Raw genomic sequence first — 26,267 nt, 5'->3', positions numbered from 1 at the left:
TTCTAAAGCGCCTGCCCATCAATATATGGGCAGGCATTTAAGGATTAGGTTTTAATTAAACCCGACTTACTTCAATAGACCAACTGCGTCTAATGTAGGTTGAAGAACTTGTTCCATATTACCTAGGAAGCCTTCAAAACCATCAGAATCTTCATATACTAGGATCAAACCTTTTTGTTTTGCAAGTGCGCGAAACTCAGGGTCATTGAACATTTTCTTAAAGCCCTCTTCCAAAAATGCTACACGATCAGCAGGTACATTTTTAGGCAAAGCCAATCCGCGCCAATCAAGAACGGGAGCGTCTATCTTATAACCAGCTTCTGCTAAAGTGGGCACATTAGGAAAAGCAGGATGACGAGTTGCTGCATTTACTGCAAGGATATTTACTTCTCCTGCTTCATACAAATCTTTCACTTCGTCAATACCAGTTGCTGCCAAACTAACATGGCCACCTAGCAATGCAGAGCGTGTTGGAGCGCCACCTGCGAAAGGAATGTAGTTAAATTCAACATCATGCATAACTCCCAATGAAGCCGCAGATAGATGCCAAGCAGCTCCTGCACCAGTGTGACCTAATGTCACAATGCCAGGATTCGCTTTGGAGTATTGGATCACGTCATCTAGAGAAGTAAACTGAGAACCTTTGTTCACACTGATTGCCGCAGAGCTTTGGTTAAGCAATTGAAGCAATTCATAATCGCGATAAGAAATGTCTGATAAGCCCATGAGCCTATATGTACTCAACCCAAAGGTGATCATGCCGGCAGTGTAGCCATCTGGACGCGCCATTTTGGTTGCGTTCATGCCAACCACGCCTTGGCCTCCAGTTTTGTTCACTACATTTACGTTTACGCCAATGTACTGTTTAGCATTCTTAACTAGAGAACGTGCAATGGTGTCAGTACCACCACCAGCAGACCAGGGTACGATTAGAGTAATATCTTTTTCAGGGTAATCTGCGAATACAGGCGCATTAAACGCAAATATCGCTGTAGCCAGAACTAGAAGTTTTTTCATTTGATGTGTCTCCACTTATTTTTTTATATTATGTTCGGCTATTGAGTTGAAACTAAAAACCACTAGCCTTACTTTTAAATGATCAACCCATAATTTCATTTCTTAATTTGAAACGATGCTTCGTATTATGGGACGTTTTTAAATTACGCCCTTTCAAAGCATGTGTCAATAAAACATTTGACAATTAGAACCTATGTTTCGTATTATGAAATCACTATGGAAGATGAAATCAAAAAACTAAATACGATCGGTAAAGCAATTTCAGTATTTGAAACAATTACTGCAGCAAAGCGCCCTCTCAGCATTAAGGAAATTGCTGAATCTCTGGATTTAAACAAATCCTCAGTGCACCACCACATTAAAACGTTGACCGAATATGGGTACTTGCAACAAAACCAAGATTCGAGAAAGTATGACATTGGCCTAAACCTTGTGCGTGTGGGTCAGGCCTATTTACAACGCCTTGATGTTCGTGAAAGAGGCCACCGTCACCTTGAGGATTTAAGCAAAAAATTAAATGAGACAGTACACATGCTCGTGCTTGATCAGAACGAAGTGGTGTATGTTGATAAAGTAGATGTCCAGCATCAAGCTGGAGCGCTGCAGTGCTCCTCATTTATTGGCTTACGAACTGATGTTTACTCAACAGCCTCGGGTAAAGTTTTATTGTCCAATCTAGAGCAGGGCTCGTTGAATGCAATCTTGCAAGACCTTCAGCTCACTCCTATTACTGCCCACACGCTAACAGACAGCAAGGCATTAGAAAAAGAATTATTGCTAAGCAAGAATCGAGGCTACTCACTAGACCTGCAGGAACATTCACTAGGTTTGCAATGCATTGCTGTTCCCGTTTTGAATCTGCACTCACAGTGCGTTGCCGCGATCAGCGTCTCATGCCCAATTACAACAATATCTAGCGAAATGTTAGAAGGTGAAGTGCTTGAAGCACTTAAAGAAACTGGACGCAAAATATCTGCTGCGATGGGTTACATATCCATCTAAGCAAAACCATTGTTCAAAAAATTTAACTCTCGTAGCAACAAATTACTTGATCGAGGGTATGGAAAGTTATTAGTGACTCAAATCGATAATTGGTTACAACTCACCTACGAAAGTATACTTTATAATAATTCTTAGTAGGTTCTTTGGGGCGGTTTGGTCGTGGGTAGTTTCGCACTACAAATGTCACCTAGCGACACATAAACCGAAACCTACAACTTAGATGTAGGACGCTTAATGTGGTAAAATAGAAGCTACTTTCAGCAGCCCTATGGAGCCTTACACCATGCCTGAAGACACCATCCGCCTTGGCCTTAGGCTCAAGGAAGTTGCCACTCAGAGAGGCATTCTGAGCACTGAGTTAGCCCGTGCTTTAGGCGTCAACTCTCAGCAAATCTACCGTTGGCATAACCAATCTGATATGTTGTTGTCTAGCCTCACTGAGATATGTTCAGTATTGGATATTGATTTAGATGAGTTTGTTTATGGGCATCAGGCTAGCTAATTATCAGATATGGCCTTTCATGACAGTGTTCTTTGAAACTGTACCTCTCAAGCTTCACTAATTATTTGTTAGGGCGACACAGCAGCTATACCAAGGAGTGGCTCATGTGTTTTTCATTAATATACCTACTGGCGGAATAGTAGCCTTATCAGGTTGCGTTGCAACACCACGAGCGACCTTTTTAGGCGTCCCTATGTGGTGGCGTCAGTCCAGCGCATATGTATATGCCCAAGCTAGGGACTCTCCTTGGAGTGGTGCCAGAAAAAGATGGAGAACTGGGGCGTAGACTAAGACTCCTGTGGGGTTGATTCCCATTGATCGTAAAGAAAATGACAATTACCTTGTTTCCTGTATTTTGAATAGCCCCAGGGGTTTAGGTAGGTATGTAAAAAACACAAACACCGTTTGAACCTTACCCCCGCCATACCCCAAGAAAAAAAGTTACAAAAAAGCCCAGCTATAAGCTAGGCTACATTGCCCCAAAGTATTGAATACTAAAGGTTTTAATATGGTGGGCCTGGTCAGATTTGAACTGACGACCAAAGGATTATGAGTCCTCTGCGCTAACCGCTGCGCCACAGGCCCGTATGGGAGCACGCATGATACCCGTGCTGGTGGTTGAGATCAAGATTCAACACAGCTAAAACACTGATTTAATAGTCTCTTTTTGATTTTGCCCCATGGTAAAGGATGTCGGAAAAGTTTTGGTTGCATTTGTCTCTAGTCATTACGCTTTCAGACGCCATATCTATTTGGGGGCGAGGTAAGTAGTGATAGCCGTCTTGGGCGCAATGGCCACGTGCAGGGGACCAGTTATTTTGGCCTATGGTTTGTGTTGCACCTGCGGGCATAAAAGACTGCAGTGCAAAGCCTATACGCCTTTGGTGCTGGCTTTGGTTGGGCTGTGAGCCATGTATTGTCATGGCGTGGTGTAGCGACATTTGGCCGGGTTTAAGAATTAAGTCCACCGCTTGGTCTACAGCTACATTGGCCACTTCTTGCCCACGGGTGAGTATATTGTCTTCACCATAAGTGTCTTTGTGGGGCTGGATATCGTTTAGGTGGCTTTTTGGAATCATGCTCATACAGCCTGTGTGCCGGTCACTATGGGTGAGCGCAATCCAAGGAGTAACAAAATGACGTGGGGTAATGCCCATGTAAGTGGCGTCTTGGTGCCAGCTTACAAAGTGGCTGGAGTTGGGCTCTTTTATAAACAACACGCTGCCCCATAAAGAGAAGTGCGCCCCTAGTATGTCCTCCACCGCATCCAACACTTTTGGATGGTAGGCTAGCTCATCTAAAAATGTAAAACATAGGTGGCCGTTGTTGCGGTTTACTCCGCTTAATTCATTTGGATATTTTTCTTCTGCGGCTTTTAGCCTGTGTGCGTATGAGGTGGCTTCATCTTCACTCATTACATCTATGGGCGATATAAACCCTTGCTCATGGTAGGCATTTATTTGTTGCTGGCTAAGCACTTTTCCCATTAGTGTGTTTCCTTTTTTAAAATACGCATTTAATCATATGTGTCTGTGCAGTCTATTGCATGTGGCGCTAAAAGGACTCACCATGGTTTAGATCAAGCTCTACATCAAGGCCTGTAATAAGGTATAATTTAATCTATAAACCACATTAGGTACACCTAGGCATGCCCGAAGAAATTAATTACCAAAACAATCCCCTGCACGGTTTGAATTTAAAAACCATGCTCACAGAAATTGTTGATCATTATGGCTTTGAAATTCTTCATGCTTATTTGTATATTCACAGCTTTAAAACTAACCCAAGCATTGATTCTAGTGTAAAGTTTTTAAAGAAAACACAGTGGGCGCGTGAAAAGGTAGAAGCCTTCTATTTGTATAAGTTTAAAAGCTTGCCTAAGGTGTCTAGTGATCAGTTTGAGCTGCCGCCTCGTGATCGGATTATCCCTGAAGGCCAAGTAGTAGGTGCCCCTTTCGAGCTCAGTTTGGAAGATGCAGAACGTGTGCGTGAAAAGCGTGAAACAAAGGCCAATGAGTATGATCGGCTAGCCGGGCGCACAGGCAGTAGTGCGGCTAAATCTAGCACCAAAGAGTATAATGCTAGCGCTAGAAGTAATGATACGCCTTGGTCTAAACCCGCACAAAAAACGGCTTGGAAGCCTGAGCCTATCTCTAGTGCTAAAGCATCACCTTGGAAACCTGCGCCTAAGTCTAGCCACGACGTTGCTGCTGTTAAAGCCACTAGCACTGGGAAACTAGATCCTTGGGCTAGCTCACGCAACAAGCTTAAGTCGTAGGTGTTGTGTAGATCACTTGGGGCACAAGCTTGCTAAGTTAGTGCTCGTTTGCATTTGTCATGTTTGGAAGACGATAGTGGTGTATTTCTCTATATAGGGTGTAAAGCCCTGAAGCTAAAATGAAACCACTACCTACTAGAGTTAGGGTGCTAGGTGATTCGTCAAATATCACTAATCCCCAAAACATGGCTAAGGGCAGGGCGATGTATTCAAATGGTGCTGCCAAGCCAGATTCTGCATGACGATAAGCCTGACTAATGAGATAGCCGCCTAATGTGCTTCCCGCGCCCAATAAAACAAACAGCTTAATATCCCCATATCCCCAAGCACCCCATGGCTTTAGTAGAAAGTTTAATGATGGGTTACTAGGGTCGTTAAACTGCCCATCTCCCACTAACGCCCACATCAAAGTGCTCACTAAAACAAAACTGGCTTGTATATAGAAGGTCATGGTGGTGGCAGACTCTGTATCACGCATGGTACGTGTGAGAGTGTGTAAAGCGGCATAACAAAATGCAGCACCTATGGGCAATAAAGACGCTAACATAAACTCACTACTGCCTGGCTGCACCGTAATCAATACACCTACAAAACCTAGCCCTATGGCAAACCATCGGTGCGGCCCTACATATTCTTTTAAAAAGATGATGGAAAATAAGGTGATGATGCTGGGGCTTATAAAAAATAAAGCCACTGCATCTGCCAATGGCATAGCCACTATCCCCAAAAAAAACAAAATGTTAGCGCACACCACACTTAGGCCGCGCAATAAATGTCTTCTTAGGCGGTTAGTTTTTAGTGCCTTTATGCCATTACTGCTGGCCATAAGTATGATCACAATAGCAACAATGCCAATGGCAGATCTTAAGAGCACAATTTGGTGTAATGCATAGGCATCACTTAGAAATTTGATGATAACGTCTGTAGTAGAAAAACATACACTAGCGCCTATGGCACATATGATGCCTATTGCATTGCTTGATCTAAATAGGGGAAATAACATAGGTATGCAGCCCAGAAGAATGCTAGAAATAAAACAATGATTAAAGCTAATTTAGAGGCAACAATACAGGGTTTAAAGGTGCGGGTATATGAGGTTTGCCAAAACTATGGCGTGTAGAAAAGGAGTAAAAAACTAGCTTAGCTTCTGCGCGACTGGCGTGCAAAAGCTAAGCTAGTGTTATCTATGAAGACTAGTCTTCAATGAAGCTGCGCAAGTGATCAGAGCGCATTGGGTGGCGCAACTTGCGTAGGGCTTTAGCTTCAATTTGACGGATACGTTCACGTGTTACATCAAACTGCTTGCCTACTTCTTCTAACGTGTGGTCTGTGTTCATTTCGATACCGAAACGCATTCGCAGCACTTTAGATTCACGAGGAGTGAGGCCTGCTAATACATCGCGTGTGGCTTCTCTTAAACCTTCGCCAGTAGCAGAATCGATCGGAGACTCCATAGAGCTGTCTTCGATAAAATCACCTAAGCTAGAATCTTCATCGTCGCCGATAGGTGTTTCCATAGAAATAGGCTCTTTCGCGATTTTAAGCACTTTACGAATCTTTTCTTCTGGCATTTCCATACGTTCGCCCAGCTCTTCTGGAGTAGGCTCACGACCCATTTCCTGAAGCATTTGACGAGAGATACGGTTGAGCTTATTAATAGTCTCAATCATATGCACAGGAATACGAATGGTACGGGCTTGGTCGGCAATAGATCGGGTGATCGCTTGGCGAATCCACCATGTGGCGTAAGTAGAGAACTTATAACCACGACGGTATTCAAATTTGTCTACAGCTTTCATCAAGCCAATGTTACCTTCTTGAATGAGATCCAAGAACTGCAGGCCACGGTTGGTGTATTTTTTAGCTATAGAGATAACTAGGCGAAGGTTGGCTTCCACCATTTCTCTTTTAGCACGACGAGCACGTAGTTCACCCATAGTCATGCGACGGTTGATGTCTTTGATTTCATCTAGGGTAAGGCCAGACTCTTCAACCACCATAGAAAGTTTACGCTGCGCACGACGCAGATCTACTGCGTTGCGGCGAATTGCTGGAGCGTATGGCTGCCCACTTGCAATTAGTTCATCTGCCCAACCTACATTAGTTTCATTGCCAGGGAACTGGTCAAGAAAAACATCGCGTGGCATTTTGGCTTTGCGATTACAGATGTTGGTAATGATTTTTTCTTGCGCGCGAATTTTAGCAAGTGCACCACGTGGGAACTTAGCCACAGACTCAAAATGCTTAGGCACAAGTTTCAGTGGAGAGAACAAGAAACCAAGGTGGGCGTATGCTTCTTTAGCTTGTTCGCTTTCGCGGCCATGTTGTTCAACAGCCAAAAGAGCTACAACTAATTGTTCTTCTAGCTCTGCAAAACGTTCAGCCGTTTCAATTGGATCTGGCCCATTATCAGTTTCTTCTTCCTCTTCATCGTCGTTTTTCACAACGGTGGTAGGATTAATTGGTGATGGATTAGGTTCGCCATCTGGATCAATATAGCCACTAAATAGGTCGCTTAAGCGGCCTTCTTCAGTGAAGATGCGTTTGTACACATCAATGATAGTAATAACACTATCTGGGTAATAAGCTAAGGAAGCCATTACGTCGCGCAGGCCTTCTTCAATACGCTTGGCAATGACGATTTCGCCTTCACGGGTAAGTAGCTCTACAGTGCCCATTTCGCGCATGTACATACGTACAGGGTCGGTAGTGCGACCAGCTTCGTTTTCTACGGCGGCCAAGGCTGCTGCGGCTTCTTCTGCTGCGGCTTCGTCTGTAGAGTCGCCGTCTGTCATGAGTAGTGTTTCTGCATCTGGCGCCTGCTCAGATACAGTAATACCCATGTCGTTAATCATGCCGATAATATCTTCTACTTGATCTGGATCAGCGATATTTTGAGGCAGGTGATCGTTAACTTCTGCGTACGTTAAAAAGCCCTGTTCACGACCTTTGGTGATCAGTTGTTTTAGACGTGATTGTTGCTGTTCGTTGGCGGCCATGACAACCCTATAGTAAGTAAACGGATAGTGGAAAAATCAGCTGATCATTATAGTGGAAAAACAATAATTCTTCCACAAAGTTTAAGGGAATAGCTGATAACATGTGCTTTTTGAAACCTGCACCAGGTGATAGCTGTTATGGGTCTGTTTTTGCGATGCCTAGCATGCCGCCCGATAGCCGTGGATCCGTATGAGATCCGGTTGATACCTATTGTCTACCTTTTAGCCGATTTTGCAACTCTTCTTTTTCTTTTAGTAGCTCTTTTAGTTGTTTTTTTATGCTGGCGTCGGCATTGGGCTGTGATGCTAATTGTAATATCTGTGCGTAACGCTCATCAAAGTGATGACCAAGCAATCGACTAATCGCTTCTTCTAGCTGTTGTGGGTAGTTACCTTGCGGCAGCAAAGACTCTAAGGCTGCAAGCTGGCGAAGCATAGGCCACGACTCCCAAGAAGCGCACTCTATGTGCAGTTCTGCTGGATTTGGCCAGCGTTTGAGCTGTTTGTGCATAGCCTGCACGGTGCTAAGTAGCTGAATCAATACGCCCGCATCTTGCATTTTCAATTCTGATAAATGGCTTGGGATTTGGGTGATGGGCTCTACTGCTTCTGGGTGTCGCAAAATAACCCTGATCGCTGCATGTGCGGGGTTTTGAACTTTTGGCAACATGGCATTGAAGCTGTGCTTTGCAGACCCAAGGGGCGCGTTATGGTCTGAAGGAGCTGATTGATAATGATCATCATGCCAATGATGCGCATTTTCATCTATGTCTGAATTAGTGTGAGCCATGTGGTAATCAGCATAATCATGCGTGCTTTGGCGTGCTAGATCGGCTGTATTTTGATCCGACTTACTGCCAGTGATGGGTGCTTTATTGGTTGTTGGTAAGGCGCTTGGCTTGGAAGTCTCTAGAGGTTCTGGCTTTGCAATAGGGGCCTTTAGGGCGATCAATTGTTCCAGTGTGTCTTTGTCTAGGCCAGTAATTTTACTTAGCCGTGCTTGCATCATACTATGCATAATGCCTTTTGGAATCGTGGCAATCAAAGGGCTAGCATCGGTAGCAAGTTTGGCTCTATGTTCTAGGTTGTGGGTATCTAGGTCTTTGCTTAAGCGTTGGAACAAAAAGTCACTTAAGGGCGTCGCATCGACTATAAGGGCCGTTAGTTTTTCTTTACCTTCTTTGCGCACTACAGAATCTGGATCTTCGCCATCTGGTAGTAATAAAAAGCGAGCTTGGCGGCCATCTTCCATAAAAGGTAGGCAAGTGTGCATGGCTCTATCTGCTGCTTTTAAACCGGCTGCGTCGCCGTCAAAGCAAAATACCACTTCACTGACAAGCTTAAAGATACGTTCTAAATGAAAGCTGCTGGTGCTAGTGCCAAGGGTAGCAACAGCATAATTAATGTTGTGTTGAGCTAGGGCTACAACGTCCATATAGCCTTCAACCACCATAATGCGCTTTAAATTTCGTTCGTGCTGGCGGGCTTCATAAAGGCCATAAAGTTCTTTTTGTTTGTGAAATACTATGGTTTCAGGGGAGTTTAAATACTTTGGTTTTTCATCCCCTAGCACTCTGCCGCCAAAGGCAATAATTCGGCCTTTGTAGTCTTTAATCGGAAACATAATGCGATCACGAAAACGGTCATAACGACGCTTTGTCTCTTCGTGTTCCACCACCATGCCAGAGTCGATAAGTGCTTGCTCTTGCTCTTTTTTTGGGGCTAGTTCCAACATCAAATTTTGCCAGCCTTCAGGTGCATACCCCACACCAAAGCGTTGGGCTATTTGGCCGTTTAGGCCTCGGCCTTTAAGATAGACCACAGCCTTTTGTCGATCTGCATGTCGACGCAACTGGCTTTGGTAATACTGGCTGGCACGGTTTAATAAATCGTAAGCTTGGTTACGCGCTTGGGTTTTGGCTTGGCTGGCTGCAGATGCGGCTTTACTAGTAGTGCTGTCATCTTTAGGCACGCTTAGGCCAGCTTTACTGGCAAGCTCTTCTACGGCTTCTGGGAAGTTAAGATTGGCCAGCTGCATTAAAAAACCGATGGCGTTACCACCTGCACCACAACCAAAGCAATAATAAAATTGCTTGTCTGGGGCAACACTAAAAGAGGGGGTCTTTTCTTTATGAAAAGGACAGCATGCAGAGTAGTTGCGGCCTGTTTTTTTAAGTTTTACGTGCCCGTCCACCAAGTCGACAATATCAGTGCGGTCAAGGAGGTCATCAATAAATGATTGTGGTATACGTGACGCCAAGTGGTGTGCCTTTATAACAAAAGCTTAAGCAAGTTGTGCTTTAATCTTACCGCTTACTTTGCCAATATCTGCGCGGCCTTGCAATAGGGGCTTTAGTATTCCCATCACTTTTCCCATGTCCTGCATGCTGCTGGCGCCAGAATCGGTAATAGCCTGGGTGATCAGAGAGCTTATTTCGTCATCGGTAAGTGGGGTGGGTAAAAATTCTTGAATGACACTTATTTCGCTGTGTTCAATGTCTGCTAAGTCTTGACGATTAGCCGCTTCGTATTGACTGATAGAGTCGCGACGCTGCTTTAACATTTTATCTAACACGGCTAAACCGCGGGCTTGATCTAGTTCAATTCGCTCGTCTACTTCGATGCGTTTAAACTCTGATAGCATGGTGCGAATGCAGGTTAGGCGAGGTTTGTTTTTATCACGCATGGCTTGTTTTTGAGCATCTTTAAGTTGAAGCTTTAAATCGGACATGATGAGTTCTCGCTGTTTTGGTTTCAGTAATTAGGTTGTAGTTTATACGTATTAACGAATACACAACTTAATATGGTTTGGTTGTCTTTTCTAGTTCAATTTAACACATCTGTTTAATATAAGATGAGCTAAATACTTAAACGTCAGAAACGACAAAGGGGCGGGTAACTGAAAAACCGCCCCTATGTATTGCTTTACTTGTGTGTCTTTGGTTATCAGACGGTAAAGCAGGTCGTGCAGAGTTCTATCTAGTAGGTGTAAAACCTAGTATAAACGAACGTGACGACGGTTTTCGCGTACTAATTTCTTAGCATGACGCTTAACAGCAGCTGCAGCTTGACGCTTACGAACACTTGTTGGCTTTTCGTAGAATTCTTTTGAACGAACGTCGGCTAAAGTGCCCGCTTTTTCACAAGCGCGCTTGAAGCGACGTAGAGCAATATCAAATGGTTCGTTGTCTTTCAGTTTTACAGCTGGCATATCTTTACCTAATAGTGGAGGCTGCATTAGGCAACCATCCGAATGTTTTATATTCATATTCTCTTGTTTGTAAAAGCTAATACAGCTTTAAAGAGGATATGTTCCTAATTGATTAAGGCCGCATATTTTACTCTTATGTATTGGCTGGTGTAAAGCCCATTTTTCACCAACTTAAGGTGTTTGTTAAAGATAAGGCAAATAGCATGGCATGTGTGGTCATTGGACTGGATGAAAGGTAAAATTCTCACCTTACTTACATTGATTTTGGAAACAATTGGCTTATTCATGCGTGTATTAGGCATAGAAACATCTTGCGACGAAACTGGGGTCGCTATTTACGATACCGACAAGGGAATAATTGCTGAAGCGCTCTACAGTCAAGTGGCTGTGCACGCTCAATACGGCGGAGTAGTGCCAGAGCTTGCTTCTCGCGATCATATACGCAAACTTGTGCCGCTTATGCGGGAGGTGTTTGATAAGGCAGGGTTGGCCTATGGTGATGTAGATGGAGTGGCTTACACTGCAGGCCCAGGGCTAATTGGTGCGCTTATGGTTGGCGCTGCTACGGGTAGAGCTTTAGGCATGGCTTGGGATTTACCTACTATTGGTGTACATCATATGGAAGGTCATCTGCTTGCGCCTATGTTAGAAGAAAACGCCCCAAAGCCTCCTTTTGTGGCTTTACTGGTTTCTGGTGGTCATACGCAGCTTGTGCACGTGCGTTCCTTGGGAGAGTATGAATTATTAGGCGAATCTTTAGATGACGCCGCAGGTGAAGCCTTTGATAAAGTGGCTAAGATGATGGATTTGGATTATCCAGGCGGGCCTTTAGTCGCCAATTTGGCTTTAAGTGGCCAGGCAACACGCTTTAAATTCCCAAGGCCTATGGTTGATAGACCTGGATTGGATATGAGCTTTAGTGGTTTAAAAACGTCTGTACTTTACGCTATTCAAGATATTAAAAAGCGCCAAGGATCACTTACACAGCAAGACAAGGCAGATATTTCTATAGCTTTTGAGCAAGCAGTAGTGGATACCTTGGCGATTAAGTGTCGCAGAGCTTTGCAGCAAACTGGGCTTTTTACGCTAGTGATGGCAGGTGGAGTGAGTGCAAATACTAAACTACGTGAAAAACTAGCTCTAGAAACGGCTAAGTTGCGTGCTCAAGTGTATTACCCAAGGCCACAATATTGCACTGATAATGGCGCCATGATTGCTTACGCTGGTGCTCAGCGCTTAGCAGCAGGCCAATGTGATGATTTAACATTAATAGTAAAGCCACGCTGGCCCTTAGACGAGCTGCCTGTGGTGGCTCAAATATAAGCGTGCTGTTACTTATAAAACCCGCACAATTTTAAAGAGAGTTCCTAATGGACACAGTATATGTACATGGTTTGGCCGTAGACACGGTGATTGGTATTTTTGACTGGGAGCGTGAAATCCGTCAAAAGGTTGTGCTAGATGTAGAAATGGCTGTAGACATTAGTGCATCAGCTGCTACCGAAGATATCGACCGCACTGTTAGCTACAAGGATGTGTCAGACAGGCTAACGCAATTTGTAGAACAAAGTGAATTTTTACTAGTAGAGACTATGGCAGAAGAAATAGCTGCATTAATTTTGGCTGAATTTCCTGTGCCTTTTGTACGCATCAAATTAGGTAAGCCTGATGCAATTGCCAATGCTATGGATGTGGGTGTGATGATTGAACGTGGTAAAAAGCCAGCCTGATGACGTATGTGTATTTAGGCCTAGGAGCTAACATACAGCCACATGCTAGCCTTCAAGCAGGGGTAGCTGAACTAACAAAGACATTTGGTAATGTGCAGCGCTCACCTGTCTATATTGCCCAAGCTGTGGGTATGGATGGGCCAGATTTTCTCAATATGGCGGTTGGTTTTGAATGCCCATTAACCCACATAGAGTTAATGTCATGGATACGTGCTACAGAAACCAAACACGGCCGCCAAAGGCCTTCAGGCTTGCAGCATAAGCCTACAAGTCATGGCTTAGATATGGACTTATTGTTGTTTGGTGATTTAGTAGATGAAGATAATAAAGTGCCACGGCCAGATATTCTAACTTGCGCTTATGTATTGCAGCCTCTGACAGACATTGCCGCTCACGTTATCCATCCTACAAAAGCTAAAAGCATACAGCAGCTTTATAATGCGTATGACTTTAAGCATACCTTAAGGCTTACTAAAATTTCGTTTTAGTGTCGAGTACCTAACCTTGAAGAATAGAATCTATTTGAGCTTTTTTGAGCGCCTCACCTAAGGCTTTTCCTGTAAAACCTTGTGCCATTAGTGCGACAGGTTTTACGCTTTGGATACGTGCTAAATCTGCAAGAATATGTTGCTTTGGAGACTGCCAGCCAAACAGGGGCTCTTGTGTACGTGTTATGGCTTCACAAAGACTAAGTAGCTGATCCAATGAATCAGTGTGACGCAAAAGGCCAAGATTACTCAGCATTTGGTGCTTTTGGGAAGCATCAAGTTCGGTGTATGCACGCAGTTGCCTTTGGTAGTTACTAGTGGCTAGAGCTAAATTCTTGGGGTCATTGGGTATTTTTATTTGTGCAGCAAGGTCTTCTATCTGTGGCTTATTAAGCTGATAAAGTAATCCTGTTAGGCGTATGTGGGCGTTATTTTCTGGTTCACTTAGGCGCTTTAGCGTATTGAGTGCTTGTGGTTTGCGGTTGAGTAATTCGGCCAATGCAGGCATCAACACCTGGAGTGCTCCACAAGCTTCCAATACTTCAAAATAAACCCATGGACTTCTACTGTTAAGCGCTTTGTGAGTTTCTTGCCAGATGCGTTCTTTAGCCAGTGTAGTGAGTTCACCAGAGTGAGTTATATCTACTAGCAAAGCCTTGGTTTGGCTGGCAATACTAAAACCTAGATGATGCAGGTGGGCTGCAAATCGTGCTGTGCGTAATACGCGCAACGGGTCTTCACTAAAGGCTTGCGATACATGGCGTAAGAGTTTTGCCTGTATGTCTTGCTGGCCGCCATAGGGGTCTATTAGTTGACCATCTGGAGCTTGGGCAATAGCATTAATAGTGAGGTCGCGGCGCAGTAAATCTTCTTCTAATGTCACCTGTGATGTCGCGTGTACTTGAAAACCAGTATAACCTTGGCCAGCTTTTCGCTCGGTGCGAGCTAGGGCGTATTCTTCTTTGCTTTGGGGGTGTAAAAATACTGGGAAATCTTTACCCACTTGAGTGTATCCAAGGGCGAGTAAAGCTTCAGGAGTGCTGCCTACCACTACATAGTCGCGTTCGTGTACCGCAAGGCCAAGTAGAGTGTCACGTACAGCACCACCAACTAAGTATGTATTACTAGTGGCCATAACAGCATTCTCTTATATTGAATTACAGTGTTCAGGGTGAGCAACGCTATATGCAGTGTAGCCGCCCGTTAAGCTGTACACTTCGTCAAAGCCTTGTTGGGCTAAAAAACCTGCAGCTTGGATAGAGCTAATACCGTGGTAACAACAAACGATGATAGGTTTGTCTAAGTCGGCCTCTCGTAAAAATGTAGGCAGGGTTTCGTTATCAATGCGAGTGCTGTTTTTTATGTGGCTTAGTTGATAGCTATTTATGTCGCGAATATCTACTAGGTAAGCTCCTTGATTAACTTTGTCCATAACATCAGCAGGGGCAATTGAAATAACTTCAGACATATTTGATTCCTATATAATAAGCTCAGCAGTGTAGTGTTTGTAAGGTATTTGTGCAATATGCTGCTTAGCATCCTACGCTAAAACAGTGACCGTCATCTAAGCGTATTAATTTAAGTCTACCACCCCAAACACAACCCATATCCAAATTAATAATATCTTCTTTGCCAGTTTCGCCCTGCAGCGCTGCCCAATGTCCAAATACTTGTCTTGAAGTCACTGCGCTTGGTAAATCGAACCAAGGTAAAAGTAACGATGGGTCATCGGTGCTAGCATCTGGTTTTCCACTATAGGTTAGGTTTAGCCTACCTTGTGAAGTGATAAAGCGCATACGAGTAAAGTAGTTGGTTATACAGCGAAAGCGATCCATTCCTGCAAGGCTATCATGCCAAAGGTCAGGTTGGTTGCCATACATAGCGGCAAAAAATGAGGTGGCCTTATCGCTTTGTAATACATTTTGTAGCTCTTGGGCATGTGCTTGTGCTTGCTGCAAGTTCCAGCAAGGTGGCACTCCTGCGTGGGTCATTACCGTGTCAAACTCAGCGTCATAGTGCAGCAGTGGTTGTGCTTGTAACCAAGCTAGCAATGGTGTGCGGTCGTGCGCTGCCAAAATAGGGTATAGCGTATCGCTAGACTTCAATTGCGCGTCTTTACTGTTTAGAGCGAGAAGGTGGAGATCGTGATTACCAAGTACCACCTTACTTTGATGGCCTAGAGATTTAATAAAGCGCAGCGTTTCCAGTGAGCTTGGGCCACGATTAACTAAATCACCGGCAACCCAAAGAGCGTCTGCAGATGAAAAGCCTACTTTGTCTAACAAGGCCTTTAAGGCGTCTAAACAGCCTTGAATATCACCTACTGCGTAGCTGGCCATTGCGCTATTTTACTAATGTAAGGCGTTGGGGGAAGAGAGGGTGAATGAGGGTATGGGAGTATTGAACTCTTGGCCATCAGCACCCATCATGCCATAAAAGCCAGTCATGCTACCCACTTTGGTTTCTAATACAGTGCCACTTGTGTATTGATGCTTTTGTCCAGCTTCTATGAATGGCTGCTGGCCTACAATACCCTCACCGGAAACTTCTTGAATTTTCCCATCGCCGTCTGTAATCACCCATTTACGGCTTAAAAGCTGTGCGGCTTGATGCCCGGTATTGGTGATGGTTATTCTGTAGGCGAACACGTAACGATTACGACTAGGTTCCGACTGATCTGCAAGAAACTCTGTTTGTACAACCACATTAAAGCCATGGGTTGGGTCGGTATCTGTGTTTGTTGTGATGTTTGAGGTGCTCATGGGACGGCCCTAGCTAGGTGTTTGTGTCAATAAATTACTAATAGCAACAAATTCGCTTACGTTTAGACGCTCAGGACGAATGCTAGGGTCTATACCTAAACTTTGCAACTGCTGGTCATTAGCGATGCCTTTAAGATTGTTGCGCAAGGTTTTACGACGCTGAGCAAAGCCACTTTTTACTAACTGTTCAAAATGCTTAAAATCATGTGCCACGTAAGGTAGCTTGCTATAAGGTGCCATGCGTACTATGGCTGAGTCTACCTTTGGTCTTGGGTCAAAGGCTTCTGGTGGCACTTCAAATAAATGGTCTACGCGGCAAAAATATTGTGCCATGATGCTTAGGCGGCCATAATTATTAGTGCCAGCTCCAGCCGCTAAGCGCAATACTACTTCCTTTTGTAGCATAAAATGCATGTCTTCAATAAGGTCTGTGTAGCTAAGTAAATGGAAGATCAGTGGGGTAGATATGTTGTAAGGTAGGTTGCCTACTATGCGCAGTAATTGCTTGCCCTTACCTTTGTCTTGGTTTGTAGAATCGGGTGTTTCAGATTGCTCAATATTTAAGCTAGAAAAATCAAATTGCAACGCATCAGCTTCGTGAATACGTAAATTGCTGCCATAGCTGGCAAAGGAAATACGCAGATGAGGTAACAAGTCGCGATCCAGTTCTACTACATCCAAATGACCAGCACTTGCCAATAAATGTTCTGTAATTGCGCCAAGGCCTGGCCCTATTTCAACAATCTTTTGCTCTGGTTTTGGCCGAATGCACGCCACTATATGACGGATGATACCTTGATCATGTAAAAAGTTTTGACCAAATCTTTTGCGTGCTTGGTGTTTTCTTGGGGTCTGACTGGCCATAAAAATCTCGTAAGTGGGCGACCTAAATATGAAGGCAAAGTTGTAATGCACTTTCAGTAGCTTTTAATAAACTGCTGCTTCTGGCTTTGCCAGTGCCAGCTAAATCTATAGCAGTGCCGTGATCTACTGAAGTGCGAATGATGGGTAGGCCCAAAGTAATGTTTACAGCATCACCAAAGCCTGCGTATTTTAGCACGGGTAGGCCTTGATCGTGATACATAGCTAGCACTACATCTGCTTTTGCTAAGTTATCTTGGTTAAATAAAGTATCCGCTGGTAGCGGGCCAACAAGGTTGAGCCCTTGGCTTCGCAATCGCTCTAAAGTAGGAATGATGATATCTAATTCTTCTTTTCCTAAATGTCCGTCTTCTCCAGCATGTGGGTTAAGACCACACACATAAATACATGGATTTTCAATACCAAACTTATGGGTCAATTCAGCGTCAATAATACCGATGGTTTGGCTAAGTAGCTCCGGCGTAATAGCTGCAGCTACGTCTTTTAGAGGCAAATGTGTAGTGGCTAAGGTAACGCGCATCGCATCACACGCGAGCATCATCACTACTTGGTCTACCCTGCACCTAGCTTGTAAATACTCTGTGTGCCCACTAAATGCAGTGCCTGATTCGTTGATAATGCCTTTGTGCACAGGTGCTGTAACCATCGCGTGCGCTTGGCCTGCTAAACAAGCATCACAAGCAATATTTAAAGTGTTTAAAACGTAGGAGCTATTGTCAGCATCTAAGTGGTGTGGCCGGCTTTCAACCTTTAAAGGCACGTGTAGTACTTTAAGCTGATTTGCAGCAGTGGATGTAATGGGATCTTTAAGGCTTATCTGGCAAAAATCGATCTGTAAACCAAGTAGTGAGGCACGATCTAGCAGCAGGCCTAAATCTGCCACAATCACAATTTCAGTATTTGCTAAAGCAAGGCTAGGTTGGCCAGCTAGACTTAAGCATAGGTCTGGCCCAATACCTGCAGGCTCTCCTGCAGTAATCAATAATCTTCGCATAATTAGCGAATCTCTATGTAGGCTTGGTTACGGATGTCACGCAGCCAATTTTCTAGTTCGTTAGCAAATTTGCTATCTATAATGGCTTGTTTGGCTTGGAAGCGCAGGTTAGCTTGACCAATGTCTTTGGTTCTGCGCTCTACTGCTTGTAATAGATGCCAGCCGTTGGTGCTTTTTATAGGCGGACTTTGCTGTGATATATCAAGCTGATCCAAAGCTTTTTGCAACACTTGAGGAAGTTGGTTGTCATTGAGCCAGCCCAAGTCACCACCGCTGGGTGCTGAATTTGCATCGTCGCTAAAGGTGCGCGCTAGGTCATAAAAGTCTGCCCCGTTGGCCAAGCGTTGGTGCAACTCATTAATGAGTGCTTGTGCTTGGGTGCTTGAGCGAATTTCATTAGGCAGTATGAGTATATGGTTAGCTCTTGTTTGAGACACAGATTGGATGCTCACGCCGCGTTTGTTGATTAAAGTGATAATGTGAAAACCACTGCTATTGCGAATAGGTTCACTCACTTCACCAATATCCATTTGTTTAATAGGGCTAGCAAATAGGGCGGGTAATTGGCTACCTTTACGCCAGCCCAAGCTACCACCTTTGAGAGCATTTGAAGCGTCTGAGTATGTAGCAGCGACACTAGAAAATAGTGTGCCTTGTGCTAAAGCGCTGTTGATTTGGTCAAGTTTTTGTTGAGCTTCTGTTAGCTCTTGAGCATTAGGCTGCTCACTCAAGCCCACTAAAATGTGGCCAATTTCATACTCTTTTTCGGCAAGTTTCTGGCCTTGGGTTGAAGCTAAATAACGATCTATTTCGTATTCGCTGACATCAATACGACGATTAACAGACGTTTTTTGTACCTCATTAATAGTCATCTCTTGGCGAATTTTTTCCTTAAATTGCGCCATGGTCTCACCACCGTCATTAACAGCTTGTTCAAGCTGATCCATGGATAGCTGATTATTTTTTGCAATGCGCCCTATAGCCGAATTTAATGCAGTCTCAGAAATATAAATGCCTTTTTGAGCGGCTATTTGTAACTGTAAGTTTTCTATAATCAGCTGGTCTAATACTTGGCTTGTCAGTGCTTCTATGTCAGACACGTTGGTATTGCTTTTAGCAAGCTGTTGTTGCACTTTGACAAGTCGAGTTGATACGTCGCTTTGCAACACAAGATCATCGTCTATGATGGCAGCAATGCTATCAATTTTGGTCGCAGCAAAGGCTGAGATAGGTAATATCAAGCTTGCAACTAAGCTTAGGCGCGTGCCCCATTTACTGAGTGTATTCATTATAACCAGTAATTCCTTTCATAAAGTCTGCCATGCGCACTTGGTTGCCGCTGGTCAATTGTTTATCACTTCGGCCTAACCCTTTAAGTGAAAGCTCAAAAAATATGCCGTGTTCCATGCCTTCTTCGGCGTTTACTAGCCAGCTACGACTGGCTAAACGCCCTTTCCAGCAGCAATTGGCATACTCTACACCAAAAATCGAATCCTGCAGCTGCTGGTTAAGAAGGTCTTCTTTGTGCTTAGCCATCAGTGTCCACTTAGGAGTTAGAGGCCAGATTAAAGACATTTCACCTTGTTCAGTGCTGTCTAATGTTTGTGTGTATTTTACATCAATGATCTTCTCATTGAGCTGGTATTTCGTATTCAGGCTTGTGGCTTCAACTATGCCAGAGCTAGGGTTCCAATCAACCCCTGCACCAGAGCTCCAGTTGGGGGTAAATTGATAATTCATGAGACCATAAATAGGGGAAAAAGTTTCAGTGTTAGCTAAGGTAGAGCTACTCAATTGCACTTTACGGTCACTAAGGTAATGAATTTGAGAGATAGATAATTTAGCTTTTTGCCACCCTTTATTATTGAAAAATTGGCTATCTAATCCCAAAGTAATACGGTTGGTATCTGCAATGCGGTCATACCCACTAAACCGGTTAGGTTGATAAAGTGGTTTGGCGGTCTGACTAGTATCAAAAACAGCCACATCATTTTGCTGTCGATATGGCGTATAGGTGTAATAAAGGCGCGGCTCAAGGGTTTGTGTGTAACCTTGTGAAAGAGCACGCTCAAATATTAATCCACCGTCAATTTCTAGTTGTGGAATGATCCGTGTTAGTTGTGCTGAGGTCGTAGCTGGGGTATCGCTTAGTTGGTAGTTAGTAATGGGCAAGCTGAGCTTAGGCTTAATAAAACCATACTCATTAACCCACGAGCTGCTTAGGCTTGGCACTATGTGTGAACGAGTGCCAGTAATCTTGTTAGCACCGGTTAGTGAGCTGGTATCTCTGATAAAACGAGTTAAATCTACCGTGTAATCAGCACTGATCAGTTGCTGTTCTTGGTTGAGGCTCATGCCTCCTGAAAGGGTGGCATGAGGTAACTGGTCATAGGCGGCTATGCCACTGCCTAAGTTTTGACGAGTAATAACGCTGATGCTTGCAGAGCTTAGTATAGGTGACGAGCCTTTGTAATTAACCTGGGCACTACTAGTCAATGAAGTTTCATCTGACGTAGATAAGCCGTAGTCGTCAAGTAACTCGTTGTCGCTAACCCTATTAATATTCACTGAGCTGGACAGGACGTTAGTTAGGTCTGTGTTTAGATTGTAATTCAAAAGCCATCTGTTTGGATTTGATAGAGGGTCATTAAGAACCCATGTAGTGTTTAGTGATTGCTCACTATTTTGGCCCAAATGTCTTATGTTAGTCTCTAGACTAGTGCCACGAAGCTCTGTAAATCTAGGGGTTAGCAATGCATCATAATTAGGGGCCAAATTTAAGTAATAAGGAGTTGTCACATCTAAGCCTGCCTTTGATGACTGCACTAAGGTTGGAAATAGAAAGCCAGACCTGCGCTGATCATCTATAGGGAAACTCATCCATGGCAGATAAAACACCGGTACTGAGCCAATTTTTAAGATGGCATGATCAGCCTCACCAAATCCTGTGCTTGGATCTAGGCTTATATTGTTGCTGTGGATAGCCCACGTGTTATCCCCAGGAGGGCAAAAAGTTAGGCTGCCTTGATTCATGGTGACTGTATCGTCTGCGTGGTAATCAATCTTTTGGGCAGTGGCTCTTAATTCGCTATCAGGCAAAGCCAGCTGAGCCTTATTAAGGGTAGCTTGTGAATCCAACATGTTGAAGTTAGCATCGTTACTTTCTATGATCATATTTGGGCGATAAAACTTTACGTGCCCCTCAATGTCAATCGTGCTCTGGTTATTATCAAATACTGCAGTATCGCTGGTGATTGCTAGATTGCCTTGGCGTAGCTCTACATTACCTTCTAAGCGTGTTGTGCCTTGTGTAGACTCACTAGTATCTGCGTTGGTATAAATGGGCTGTTTATTTTTAGCAATACTTTGGTCAAAAGGCTTTGGGGTAAAGGGCAGGTAAGATCCGGCACAATAGCTGGTGTTAATCTGTGAAGGGTTTGATGCATCCCAGTTTAGCTCAATAGCTTCGTGACTTGCCGCTGCCAATTGACTTGCACTGAAGGCTGCTAGATAAAGGAGCATTAGTTGAAGGCTAGGTGCTGATTTATAAATAGACAAAAGAAATCCAGTGTTCATGGACCAAAACTTGGCGCGGCTAATTAAGCGAATAGAAGCAGTTTAAACCAAATTTTCAAAGATAGGTGCTTCAATTAGCCTGTAATGGCGTAAAAATGCCAATTTAGTCAATTTATAGGGACTCAATGTGGCGCTTTAGGGCTTCGCGATTTATTATAGGGCACTTTTTTAATTACTGGTGAATATGTGAACAGTTACAGTTTGGGCGCCAATATGGCACGACATAGAACAGGATTGGTGCTGGGTGCGCTTATAGGGCTAACTGGTGGGCCAAGTGGCATGTTGTTTGGCGCTGCTATAGGCTATTACCTAGACAAGCTGATTCGTAGTGTTTCTGGTATTGGAAATTGGACTCAGGCGCAAGCTCAAACTGCTTTTTTTAATGCTACTTTCTGCGTGATGGGCAAGCTTGCTAAAGCAGACGGACAAGTCACTGCAGACGAAATTAATTATGCGCAAACTGTAATGACACGTATGCAGCTTACGGGTGAACTGCGTAAGCAAGCTATTGAATGCTTTAATAAGGGTAAGGCTAGTGACTTTGACCTTACCCAAGTGCTAGAGCCACTGCGAAGAGTACTGGTGAATAATGCTGCAGTGAAACAAATGTTTATTGAAATACAGCTAGAAGCTGCGCTTATTGATGGCCAATTTAGTCAGCCTGAAGGGCGTGTGTTAACACAAGTTTGTCAATTGCTAGGCATTACCCAACAAGATTTTGAAGCCGTTGTGGCTCGCATGAAATCAGAACAATCATTTCATCAAAGTGGTGGCACGGGTCAGTTTGAAGGGGCGGGCCAAGCAGGGTTAAAGCAAGCTTATGGTGTACTGGGTGTAGACCAAAGTTGTGACACAAAAACTCTCAAAATGGCCTATAGAAAGCTAATGAGTCAGCACCACCCAGACAAGTTAGTTGCCCGTGGTTTGCCTGACGAAATGATGCTTATTGCAAAACAAAAAACCCAAGAAATTCAAGCTGCTTACGATGCTGTTAAAAAGTCGCGTAAGTAGTTTTTTGAACTTATCTACTGGAATATTACCCCATGGTTGATTTTAAAATAGCACCTTCCATTTTAGCGGCAAACTTTGCCTGTTTAGGTGCAGAAGTAGACAATGTGTTGGCAGCTGGCGCAGATATTGTGCATTTTGATGTTATGGATAATCATTACGTCCCCAACCTTACTATTGGCCCAATGGTGTGTAAGGCCTTACGAGACCATGGGGTTACTGCACCGATTGATGTGCACCTAATGGTGCAGCCTGTGGATCGCATGATTGAAGAGTTTTTAGCAGCAGGTGCTAGCTACATTACCTTTCATCCAGAAGCTAGTGATCACATTGACCGCTCATTACAAATCATCAAAGATGGTGGCGCAAAAGCGGGTTTGGTGTTTAATCCAGCCACACCCTTGCATTACCTTGATCATGTGATGGATCGTTTGGATATGATCTTATTAATGTCGGTAAACCCAGGCTTTGGTGGGCAAAAATTCATCCCATCCACGCTAGATAAACTGCGTTTGGCGCGCCAGCGCATAGATGCATCTGGGCTAGATATTCGTCTAGAAGTAGATGGTGGTGTGGGCGTGGCTAACATTGCTGAAATATCCCGTGCTGGTGCTGATACTTTTGTTGCAGGCTCTGCTATTTTCAATACAGATGATTACAAAGCTACGATAGATCTAATGCGCAAAGAACTTGCCACTAGTCGATAAAAATAATGATCCCACTGTTTAATACTATTGGTTTTAAGCCAAAGCTGGTGTTGTTTGATTTGGACGGCACATTGCTTGATAGTCTGCCAGATTTGTATTGTGCTAGCGTATCTATGGCTGAAGCCCTTAATATAAGCGCCCCCAGTTTGCTCCAAGTGGAGCACTGGGTTGGCAATGGGGCGGCGGTTTTAGTGCAAAGAATCCTTGCTAATCAATTTACACCCCAAACATTAGATCCTAAGTTTGAGCAAGCACTGGATCTATTTATGGACTGTTATCATCAGCTTGGAAGCCAACAAACCAAGCTCTATGGTGGCGTTGAGCTATTGTTGCAAAGTCTTCAAGAAAATGGAGTTAAGCAGGGAGTGATTACTAACAAACCTAGCCGTTTTACAAGGCCTTTGTTGTCTAAATTTGGCATACTTGAATATTTTGATTTGGTGTATTGTGGTGACACCTTTACAGAAAAAAAACCTCACCCAATGCCCTTATTAAAAGCTGCCAAGCAGATGGGTATTGATTTGGAACAATGCCTTATGGTGGGTGACTCTAGTAATGACATTAACGCAGCTAAAGCCTGCGGCATGCCTTGTGTGGGTGTGAGAGGTGGATACAACCATGGCCTTGATATTGCTTTGTGCCAGCCTGATTGGGTAGTTGATCACCTGTAAGCCTTGGCAAATGTTTAATCGTATGCTAGTGTACTAGTACATTGATACTATATGAATAAATTCATCACCACGCCTATGCCCAAAACCAACTCACTAAGCCCTGTTGTTAATTACTTAATGACTCAAACAAGCCCGCAGCAAATGTTGGCGGCACTTGAGGGTTTGTTGACACCTTATGAGCAACAAGAATTAATCAATCGATTACAAATTTTCGAGCTACTATCAAAAGGTGTATCACAGCGCCGTGTAGCACAACAACTCGGTGTAGGCATAGCTACTGTCACCCGAGGTTCTAGAGCCCTTCAAGCTGGAAGCTATAAAATTGACTCGTCCAAATAAAATAAAAATGGCCCGCAAGCCAAGCTATGTCACAGTGACCTCAAGCTGTGATTTTTTTGAATTATTTAAAAAGATTGAACAACGTTTTGACACCTGCTACATGCTTGAGTCGTTAGGGGAAGACAGCCATATTTCTCGCTACTCATTGATTGGGTTTGACCCAGAGCAAATTTTTTGGGCCAATGAAAATCAGCTAAATATTAGTCACCGTGCAGGCCATATCGAATCCTATGAGAGCGATAACCCTTATTATTTGCTGCGTGACATAGTGCCGCAAAATATTATTAGTCGAAGGTATGCTGGTGGTTTAACTGGCTACATTGGTTATGACGCCATGAACTACTTTGAGCCAAGCCTAAGCGTTAGCGCAAGCGATGCCTTTGATGCATTTAAGTTTGGTTTATATAAGGATGGTTTGATCTACGACAAGATGACAGGCGAATTGATCTACTTCCACTATGAAGACAATCGTATCGATCTTATTGAAGAATTGATCAATGCTAAAGCGCCTGCTATTGGTGTTTTAAAGGTGGTGCCTCAAGGTGAAGACATGAATCGACAGCAGCATGCTGATGCGGTTCAAAAGGTTAAGGCAGATATCGTAGAGGGCAAAATATTTCAGTGTGAAGTAGGCTTTAAATATCGTTTTGATATGCTGGGCGAAAGTATCAATTTATACGAACAGTTACGTATCATTAACCCATCTCCTCAAATGTATTACATTAAATTTGGTGAACAAAAGGTGATTGGTGCAAGCCCAGAGCTATTATTCCGCCTGCGCCAAGGTGAAATGGAAACCTACCCATTAGCAGGTACTACTAAACGCGGTGCTACGCCTGAAGAAGACACTGCCTTAGCACGCGCTTTATTGAATGACCCCAAGGAAATTGCAGAGCACAACATGATTGTTGATTTACACCGCAACGACATTGGCCGTGTAGCTCGTTTTGGCACGGTTAAAGTGCGCAGTTTGATGGACATAAAACGTTTTAGTCATGTGCAACACATTTCTAGTGAAATAGTGGGCATCATGGCCGAAAACGAAGATATGTTCTCGACGCTAGCCAGCAACTTCCCTGCAGGCACCTTAACAGGTGCACCCAAAATTGAAGCCATGAAAATAATAGATGAGCTAGAACTTGATGGTCGAGGCCCCTATGGGGGCGCAGTAGGACATTTTGGTTTTAATGGTGACTGCACCTTTGCTATTCCTATTCGCACGGTATTTGCCAATGGTTCTAAAGCTTATGTGCAAACTTGTGGTGGTAATGTTTATGATTCAAACCCAGAAGATGAATACCAAGAAATTCAGCGTAAATTTGCAGGCACTCTTAAGGTGCTAGAGCAATTTATGGAGGTGAAATCATGAACCAAGAAAAGTTTACCGTTTATCTAGTAGATAACTATGACTCCTTCACTTACAACCTATACCAATACATAGGCGAAGTGCTTTCAACGGCCAAGCTCAATGGTAAAATTGATGACTTTGAAGTGATTGTAGCTCGTAATGATCAAGTCAGCGTGGCTGACATAGAAGCGGCAAGAACAGATCGAATTATCATATCGCCTGGGCCAGGCTCACCTGATGACGAGCACTACTTTGGTGTGTGTGCTCAAGTGATTACGCAATTGGGCCCCAAAATCCCCTTGCTTGGCGTATGTTTGGGTATGCAAGGCATAGTGCACTGTTTTGGTGGTAAGGTGGTTAAAGCGCACTTGCCAATGCATGGTAAAATAAGCCCTATCAGCCACGATGGTGAAAATATATTTAAAGACATTCCAGACCAGCTAGAAGTAATGAGGTATCACTCGCTGATGGCCCACGCACAATCAATGCCAAGTTGTTTGAAAATTACTGCAGTAGTGGGTGAGTTGGGTTCAAACAGTTATGAAGTTATGGGAGTGAAACATAAACAATACCCTATTCAAGGTATTCAGTTTCACCCTGAGTCTTTTGCCACAGAAGGTGGTAAAGAGTTGATGGAAAATTTCCTCTTGGATGACTGATTTTACGTTTGAAACCTTAATGTCTCAAAATGTTAAAAAGACTGATTTATTGGTCTTTTTTTGTGCCTTCAAAAATGTTTTTGATATGCGCTGC

27 protein-coding genes and 1 tRNA gene are annotated in these 26,267 nt (G+C 43.8%); 12 read left to right on the top strand and 16 right to left on the bottom strand.

From position 1 onward, the window contains the following. Positions 1–66 precede the first annotated feature (66 nt). Complete coding sequence (locus ABXT42_RS09060) at positions 67–1,017, bottom strand: Bug family tripartite tricarboxylate transporter substrate binding protein (RefSeq protein ID WP_443627825.1); 951 nt, start codon at positions 1,015–1,017, stop codon at positions 67–69. A 216-nt stretch (positions 1,018–1,233) separates the two neighbouring features. On the opposite strand from ABXT42_RS09060, the gene ABXT42_RS09055 reads away from it, so the two are divergent. Together ABXT42_RS09055 and ABXT42_RS09050 are read left to right on the top strand one after the other, a co-directional pair. After that, the gene (locus ABXT42_RS09055) at positions 1,234–2,019 is read left to right on the top strand and encodes an IclR family transcriptional regulator (protein WP_443627824.1); all 786 of its coding nucleotides are present in this window, start codon (positions 1,234–1,236) and stop codon (positions 2,017–2,019) included. Between the two features lie 283 nt (positions 2,020–2,302). Beyond that, on the top strand, positions 2,303–2,521 hold the full coding sequence (locus ABXT42_RS09050; RefSeq protein WP_443627823.1) for a helix-turn-helix domain-containing protein: 219 nt from the start codon (positions 2,303–2,305) through the stop codon (positions 2,519–2,521). A gap of 509 nt (positions 2,522–3,030) precedes the next feature. Here the strand turns inward: ABXT42_RS09050 and ABXT42_RS09045 are convergent. Both ABXT42_RS09045 and ABXT42_RS09040 read right to left on the bottom strand, forming a co-directional pair. Then, positions 3,031–3,106 (bottom strand) — tRNA-Ile (locus tag ABXT42_RS09045). 68 nt (positions 3,107–3,174) lie between these two features. Beyond that, on the bottom strand, positions 3,175–4,008 hold the full coding sequence (locus tag ABXT42_RS09040) for a phytanoyl-CoA dioxygenase family protein (protein WP_443627822.1): 834 nt from the start codon (positions 4,006–4,008) through the stop codon (positions 3,175–3,177). A gap of 161 nt (positions 4,009–4,169) precedes the next feature. Here ABXT42_RS09040 and ABXT42_RS09035 point away from each other — a divergent pair, with 161 nt between their 5' ends. After that, positions 4,170–4,799, top strand: a complete 630-nt coding sequence (locus ABXT42_RS09035) for a VF530 family DNA-binding protein (RefSeq protein ID WP_443627821.1) — start codon at positions 4,170–4,172, stop codon at positions 4,797–4,799. A gap of 37 nt (positions 4,800–4,836) precedes the next feature. Here the strand turns inward: ABXT42_RS09035 and ABXT42_RS09030 are convergent, their stop codons facing one another. From ABXT42_RS09030 to rpsU, 5 genes are all read right to left on the bottom strand, one after another. After that, positions 4,837–5,802 (bottom strand): DMT family transporter, encoded by a 966-nt coding sequence (locus ABXT42_RS09030; protein WP_443627820.1) that lies wholly within the window; start codon positions 5,800–5,802, stop codon positions 4,837–4,839. 190 nt (positions 5,803–5,992) lie between these two features. Then, on the bottom strand, positions 5,993–7,798 hold the full coding sequence (gene rpoD, locus ABXT42_RS09025; RefSeq protein WP_443627819.1) for an RNA polymerase sigma factor RpoD: 1,806 nt from the start codon (positions 7,796–7,798) through the stop codon (positions 5,993–5,995). 208 nt (positions 7,799–8,006) lie between these two features. After that, entirely contained in the window at positions 8,007–10,058 is a 2,052-nt protein-coding gene (gene dnaG, locus ABXT42_RS09020; RefSeq protein ID WP_443627818.1) for a DNA primase, read from the bottom strand. A 24-nt stretch (positions 10,059–10,082) separates the two neighbouring features. After that, positions 10,083–10,529 (bottom strand): GatB/YqeY domain-containing protein, encoded by a 447-nt coding sequence (locus ABXT42_RS09015; protein WP_443627817.1) that lies wholly within the window; start codon positions 10,527–10,529, stop codon positions 10,083–10,085. A 264-nt stretch (positions 10,530–10,793) separates the two neighbouring features. Next, on the bottom strand, positions 10,794–11,009 hold the full coding sequence (gene rpsU, locus ABXT42_RS09010) for a 30S ribosomal protein S21 (RefSeq protein WP_443627816.1): 216 nt from the start codon (positions 11,007–11,009) through the stop codon (positions 10,794–10,796). A gap of 285 nt (positions 11,010–11,294) precedes the next feature. Between rpsU and tsaD the strand changes: the two genes are divergently transcribed. From tsaD to folK, 3 genes are read left to right on the top strand one after another with little or no spacing between them, the layout of a single operon-like run. Further along, positions 11,295–12,332 (top strand): tRNA (adenosine(37)-N6)-threonylcarbamoyltransferase complex transferase subunit TsaD, encoded by a 1,038-nt coding sequence (gene tsaD / locus ABXT42_RS09005; protein ID WP_443629470.1) that lies wholly within the window; start codon positions 11,295–11,297, stop codon positions 12,330–12,332. A 47-nt stretch (positions 12,333–12,379) separates the two neighbouring features. Then, a complete protein-coding gene (folB, locus tag ABXT42_RS09000) occupies positions 12,380–12,739 on the top strand; it encodes a dihydroneopterin aldolase (protein WP_443627815.1) in 360 nt (119 codons plus the stop codon). Next, entirely contained in the window at positions 12,739–13,227 is a 489-nt protein-coding gene (gene folK, locus ABXT42_RS08995; RefSeq protein WP_443627814.1) for a 2-amino-4-hydroxy-6-hydroxymethyldihydropteridine diphosphokinase, read from the top strand. Before folB ends, folK begins: the two co-directional genes overlap by 1 nt. Before the next feature lie 10 nt (positions 13,228–13,237). On the opposite strand, the gene ABXT42_RS08990 is transcribed toward folK, so the two are convergent. The 8 genes from ABXT42_RS08990 to ABXT42_RS08955 form a co-directional block, all read right to left on the bottom strand. Next, positions 13,238–14,362, bottom strand: a complete 1,125-nt coding sequence (locus ABXT42_RS08990) for a hypothetical protein (protein WP_443627813.1) — start codon at positions 14,360–14,362, stop codon at positions 13,238–13,240. A gap of 12 nt (positions 14,363–14,374) precedes the next feature. Next, a complete protein-coding gene (gene glpE, locus ABXT42_RS08985) occupies positions 14,375–14,695 on the bottom strand; it encodes a thiosulfate sulfurtransferase GlpE (protein ID WP_443627812.1) in 321 nt (106 codons plus the stop codon). A 64-nt stretch (positions 14,696–14,759) separates the two neighbouring features. Next, complete coding sequence (locus ABXT42_RS08980) at positions 14,760–15,566, bottom strand: symmetrical bis(5'-nucleosyl)-tetraphosphatase (protein WP_443627811.1); 807 nt, start codon at positions 15,564–15,566, stop codon at positions 14,760–14,762. Positions 15,567–15,578: 12 nt separating this feature from the next. Next, positions 15,579–15,989 carry a Co2+/Mg2+ efflux protein ApaG gene (apaG, locus tag ABXT42_RS08975; protein ID WP_443627810.1) on the bottom strand — a complete coding sequence of 137 codons (411 nt, stop codon included), beginning with the start codon at positions 15,987–15,989 and terminating at the stop codon, positions 15,579–15,581. A 9-nt stretch (positions 15,990–15,998) separates the two neighbouring features. Then, positions 15,999–16,853, bottom strand: a complete 855-nt coding sequence (gene rsmA / locus ABXT42_RS08970; protein ID WP_443627809.1) for a 16S rRNA (adenine(1518)-N(6)/adenine(1519)-N(6))-dimethyltransferase RsmA — start codon at positions 16,851–16,853, stop codon at positions 15,999–16,001. Positions 16,854–16,875: 22 nt separating this feature from the next. Continuing rightward, positions 16,876–17,865 carry a 4-hydroxythreonine-4-phosphate dehydrogenase PdxA gene (gene pdxA, locus ABXT42_RS08965; protein WP_443627808.1) on the bottom strand — a complete coding sequence of 330 codons (990 nt, stop codon included), beginning with the start codon at positions 17,863–17,865 and terminating at the stop codon, positions 16,876–16,878. 2 nt (positions 17,866–17,867) lie between these two features. Further along, a complete protein-coding gene (locus ABXT42_RS08960; RefSeq protein ID WP_443627807.1) occupies positions 17,868–19,154 on the bottom strand; it encodes a peptidylprolyl isomerase in 1,287 nt (428 codons plus the stop codon). Continuing rightward, entirely contained in the window at positions 19,138–21,441 is a 2,304-nt protein-coding gene (locus tag ABXT42_RS08955; protein ID WP_443627806.1) for an LPS-assembly protein LptD, read from the bottom strand. The genes ABXT42_RS08960 and ABXT42_RS08955 overlap by 17 nt, the downstream gene beginning before the upstream one ends. Positions 21,442–21,654: 213 nt before the next feature. Here ABXT42_RS08955 and djlA point away from each other — a divergent pair, with 213 nt between their 5' ends. The 6 genes from djlA to ABXT42_RS08925 are packed head-to-tail and all read left to right on the top strand — an operon-like array spanning position 21,655 to position 26,173. Beyond that, on the top strand, positions 21,655–22,452 hold the full coding sequence (gene djlA / locus ABXT42_RS08950; RefSeq protein WP_443627805.1) for a co-chaperone DjlA: 798 nt from the start codon (positions 21,655–21,657) through the stop codon (positions 22,450–22,452). Between the two features lie 32 nt (positions 22,453–22,484). Beyond that, complete coding sequence (gene rpe / locus ABXT42_RS08945; protein WP_443627804.1) at positions 22,485–23,156, top strand: ribulose-phosphate 3-epimerase; 672 nt, start codon at positions 22,485–22,487, stop codon at positions 23,154–23,156. A gap of 5 nt (positions 23,157–23,161) precedes the next feature. Next, the gene (locus ABXT42_RS08940; RefSeq protein ID WP_443627803.1) at positions 23,162–23,827 is read left to right on the top strand and encodes a phosphoglycolate phosphatase; all 666 of its coding nucleotides are present in this window, start codon (positions 23,162–23,164) and stop codon (positions 23,825–23,827) included. Positions 23,828–23,878: 51 nt separating this feature from the next. Continuing rightward, on the top strand, positions 23,879–24,166 hold the full coding sequence (locus ABXT42_RS08935; RefSeq protein WP_443627802.1) for a Trp family transcriptional regulator: 288 nt from the start codon (positions 23,879–23,881) through the stop codon (positions 24,164–24,166). Positions 24,167–24,173: 7 nt separating this feature from the next. After that, positions 24,174–25,535 (top strand): anthranilate synthase component I family protein, encoded by a 1,362-nt coding sequence (locus ABXT42_RS08930; RefSeq protein ID WP_443629469.1) that lies wholly within the window; start codon positions 24,174–24,176, stop codon positions 25,533–25,535. After that, positions 25,532–26,173, top strand: a complete 642-nt coding sequence (locus tag ABXT42_RS08925; RefSeq protein WP_443627801.1) for an anthranilate synthase component II — start codon at positions 25,532–25,534, stop codon at positions 26,171–26,173. Before ABXT42_RS08930 ends, ABXT42_RS08925 begins: the two co-directional genes overlap by 4 nt. Positions 26,174–26,267: the final 94 nt, after the last annotated feature.

Origin of the sequence: Candidatus Njordibacter sp. Uisw_002, from assembly GCF_047730155.1 — a bacterium.
In the GTDB taxonomy this organism is placed as follows: domain Bacteria; phylum Pseudomonadota; class Gammaproteobacteria; order Pseudomonadales; family Balneatricaceae; genus Njordibacter.
The sequence above is the reverse complement of the archived record's forward strand: the minus strand, read 5'-3'. Positions and strand labels throughout refer to the sequence as shown.

What these genes read in the sequence shown, in the direction of transcription:
- djlA (WP_443627805.1), top strand. Translation starts at nt 21,655, where the DNA reads ATGGCACGACATAGAACAGGATTGGTGCTGGGTGCGCTTATAGGGCTA.
- ABXT42_RS08935 (WP_443627802.1), top strand. Translation starts at nt 23,879, where the DNA reads ATGAATAAATTCATCACCACGCCTATGCCCAAAACCAACTCACTAAGC.
- ABXT42_RS08980 (WP_443627811.1), bottom strand. Translation starts at nt 15,566, where the DNA reads ATGGCCAGCTACGCAGTAGGTGATATTCAAGGCTGTTTAGACGCCTTA.
- rsmA (WP_443627809.1), bottom strand. Translation starts at nt 16,853, where the DNA reads ATGGCCAGTCAGACCCCAAGAAAACACCAAGCACGCAAAAGATTTGGT.
- apaG (WP_443627810.1), bottom strand. Translation starts at nt 15,989, where the DNA reads ATGAGCACCTCAAACATCACAACAAACACAGATACCGACCCAACCCAT.
- tsaD (WP_443629470.1), top strand. Translation starts at nt 11,295, where the DNA reads ATGCGTGTATTAGGCATAGAAACATCTTGCGACGAAACTGGGGTCGCT.
- folK (WP_443627814.1), top strand. Translation starts at nt 12,739, where the DNA reads ATGACGTATGTGTATTTAGGCCTAGGAGCTAACATACAGCCACATGCT.
- ABXT42_RS09035 (WP_443627821.1), top strand. Translation starts at nt 4,170, where the DNA reads ATGCCCGAAGAAATTAATTACCAAAACAATCCCCTGCACGGTTTGAAT.
- ABXT42_RS09060 (WP_443627825.1), bottom strand. Translation starts at nt 1,017, where the DNA reads ATGAAAAAACTTCTAGTTCTGGCTACAGCGATATTTGCGTTTAATGCG.
- ABXT42_RS08960 (WP_443627807.1), bottom strand. Translation starts at nt 19,154, where the DNA reads ATGAATACACTCAGTAAATGGGGCACGCGCCTAAGCTTAGTTGCAAGC.
- ABXT42_RS09030 (WP_443627820.1), bottom strand. Translation starts at nt 5,802, where the DNA reads ATGTTATTTCCCCTATTTAGATCAAGCAATGCAATAGGCATCATATGT.
- ABXT42_RS08925 (WP_443627801.1), top strand. Translation starts at nt 25,532, where the DNA reads ATGAACCAAGAAAAGTTTACCGTTTATCTAGTAGATAACTATGACTCC.
- rpoD (WP_443627819.1), bottom strand. Translation starts at nt 7,798, where the DNA reads ATGGCCGCCAACGAACAGCAACAATCACGTCTAAAACAACTGATCACC.
- ABXT42_RS09055 (WP_443627824.1), top strand. Translation starts at nt 1,234, where the DNA reads ATGGAAGATGAAATCAAAAAACTAAATACGATCGGTAAAGCAATTTCA.
- ABXT42_RS09040 (WP_443627822.1), bottom strand. Translation starts at nt 4,008, where the DNA reads ATGGGAAAAGTGCTTAGCCAGCAACAAATAAATGCCTACCATGAGCAA.
- pdxA (WP_443627808.1), bottom strand. Translation starts at nt 17,865, where the DNA reads ATGCGAAGATTATTGATTACTGCAGGAGAGCCTGCAGGTATTGGGCCA.
- ABXT42_RS08930 (WP_443629469.1), top strand. Translation starts at nt 24,174, where the DNA reads ATGGCCCGCAAGCCAAGCTATGTCACAGTGACCTCAAGCTGTGATTTT.
- rpe (WP_443627804.1), top strand. Translation starts at nt 22,485, where the DNA reads ATGGTTGATTTTAAAATAGCACCTTCCATTTTAGCGGCAAACTTTGCC.
- ABXT42_RS09050 (WP_443627823.1), top strand. Translation starts at nt 2,303, where the DNA reads ATGCCTGAAGACACCATCCGCCTTGGCCTTAGGCTCAAGGAAGTTGCC.
- glpE (WP_443627812.1), bottom strand. Translation starts at nt 14,695, where the DNA reads ATGTCTGAAGTTATTTCAATTGCCCCTGCTGATGTTATGGACAAAGTT.
- ABXT42_RS08955 (WP_443627806.1), bottom strand. Translation starts at nt 21,441, where the DNA reads ATGAACACTGGATTTCTTTTGTCTATTTATAAATCAGCACCTAGCCTT.
- ABXT42_RS08990 (WP_443627813.1), bottom strand. Translation starts at nt 14,362, where the DNA reads ATGGCCACTAGTAATACATACTTAGTTGGTGGTGCTGTACGTGACACT.
- ABXT42_RS08940 (WP_443627803.1), top strand. Translation starts at nt 23,162, where the DNA reads ATGATCCCACTGTTTAATACTATTGGTTTTAAGCCAAAGCTGGTGTTG.
- rpsU (WP_443627816.1), bottom strand. Translation starts at nt 11,009, where the DNA reads ATGCCAGCTGTAAAACTGAAAGACAACGAACCATTTGATATTGCTCTA.
- ABXT42_RS09015 (WP_443627817.1), bottom strand. Translation starts at nt 10,529, where the DNA reads ATGTCCGATTTAAAGCTTCAACTTAAAGATGCTCAAAAACAAGCCATG.
- folB (WP_443627815.1), top strand. Translation starts at nt 12,380, where the DNA reads ATGGACACAGTATATGTACATGGTTTGGCCGTAGACACGGTGATTGGT.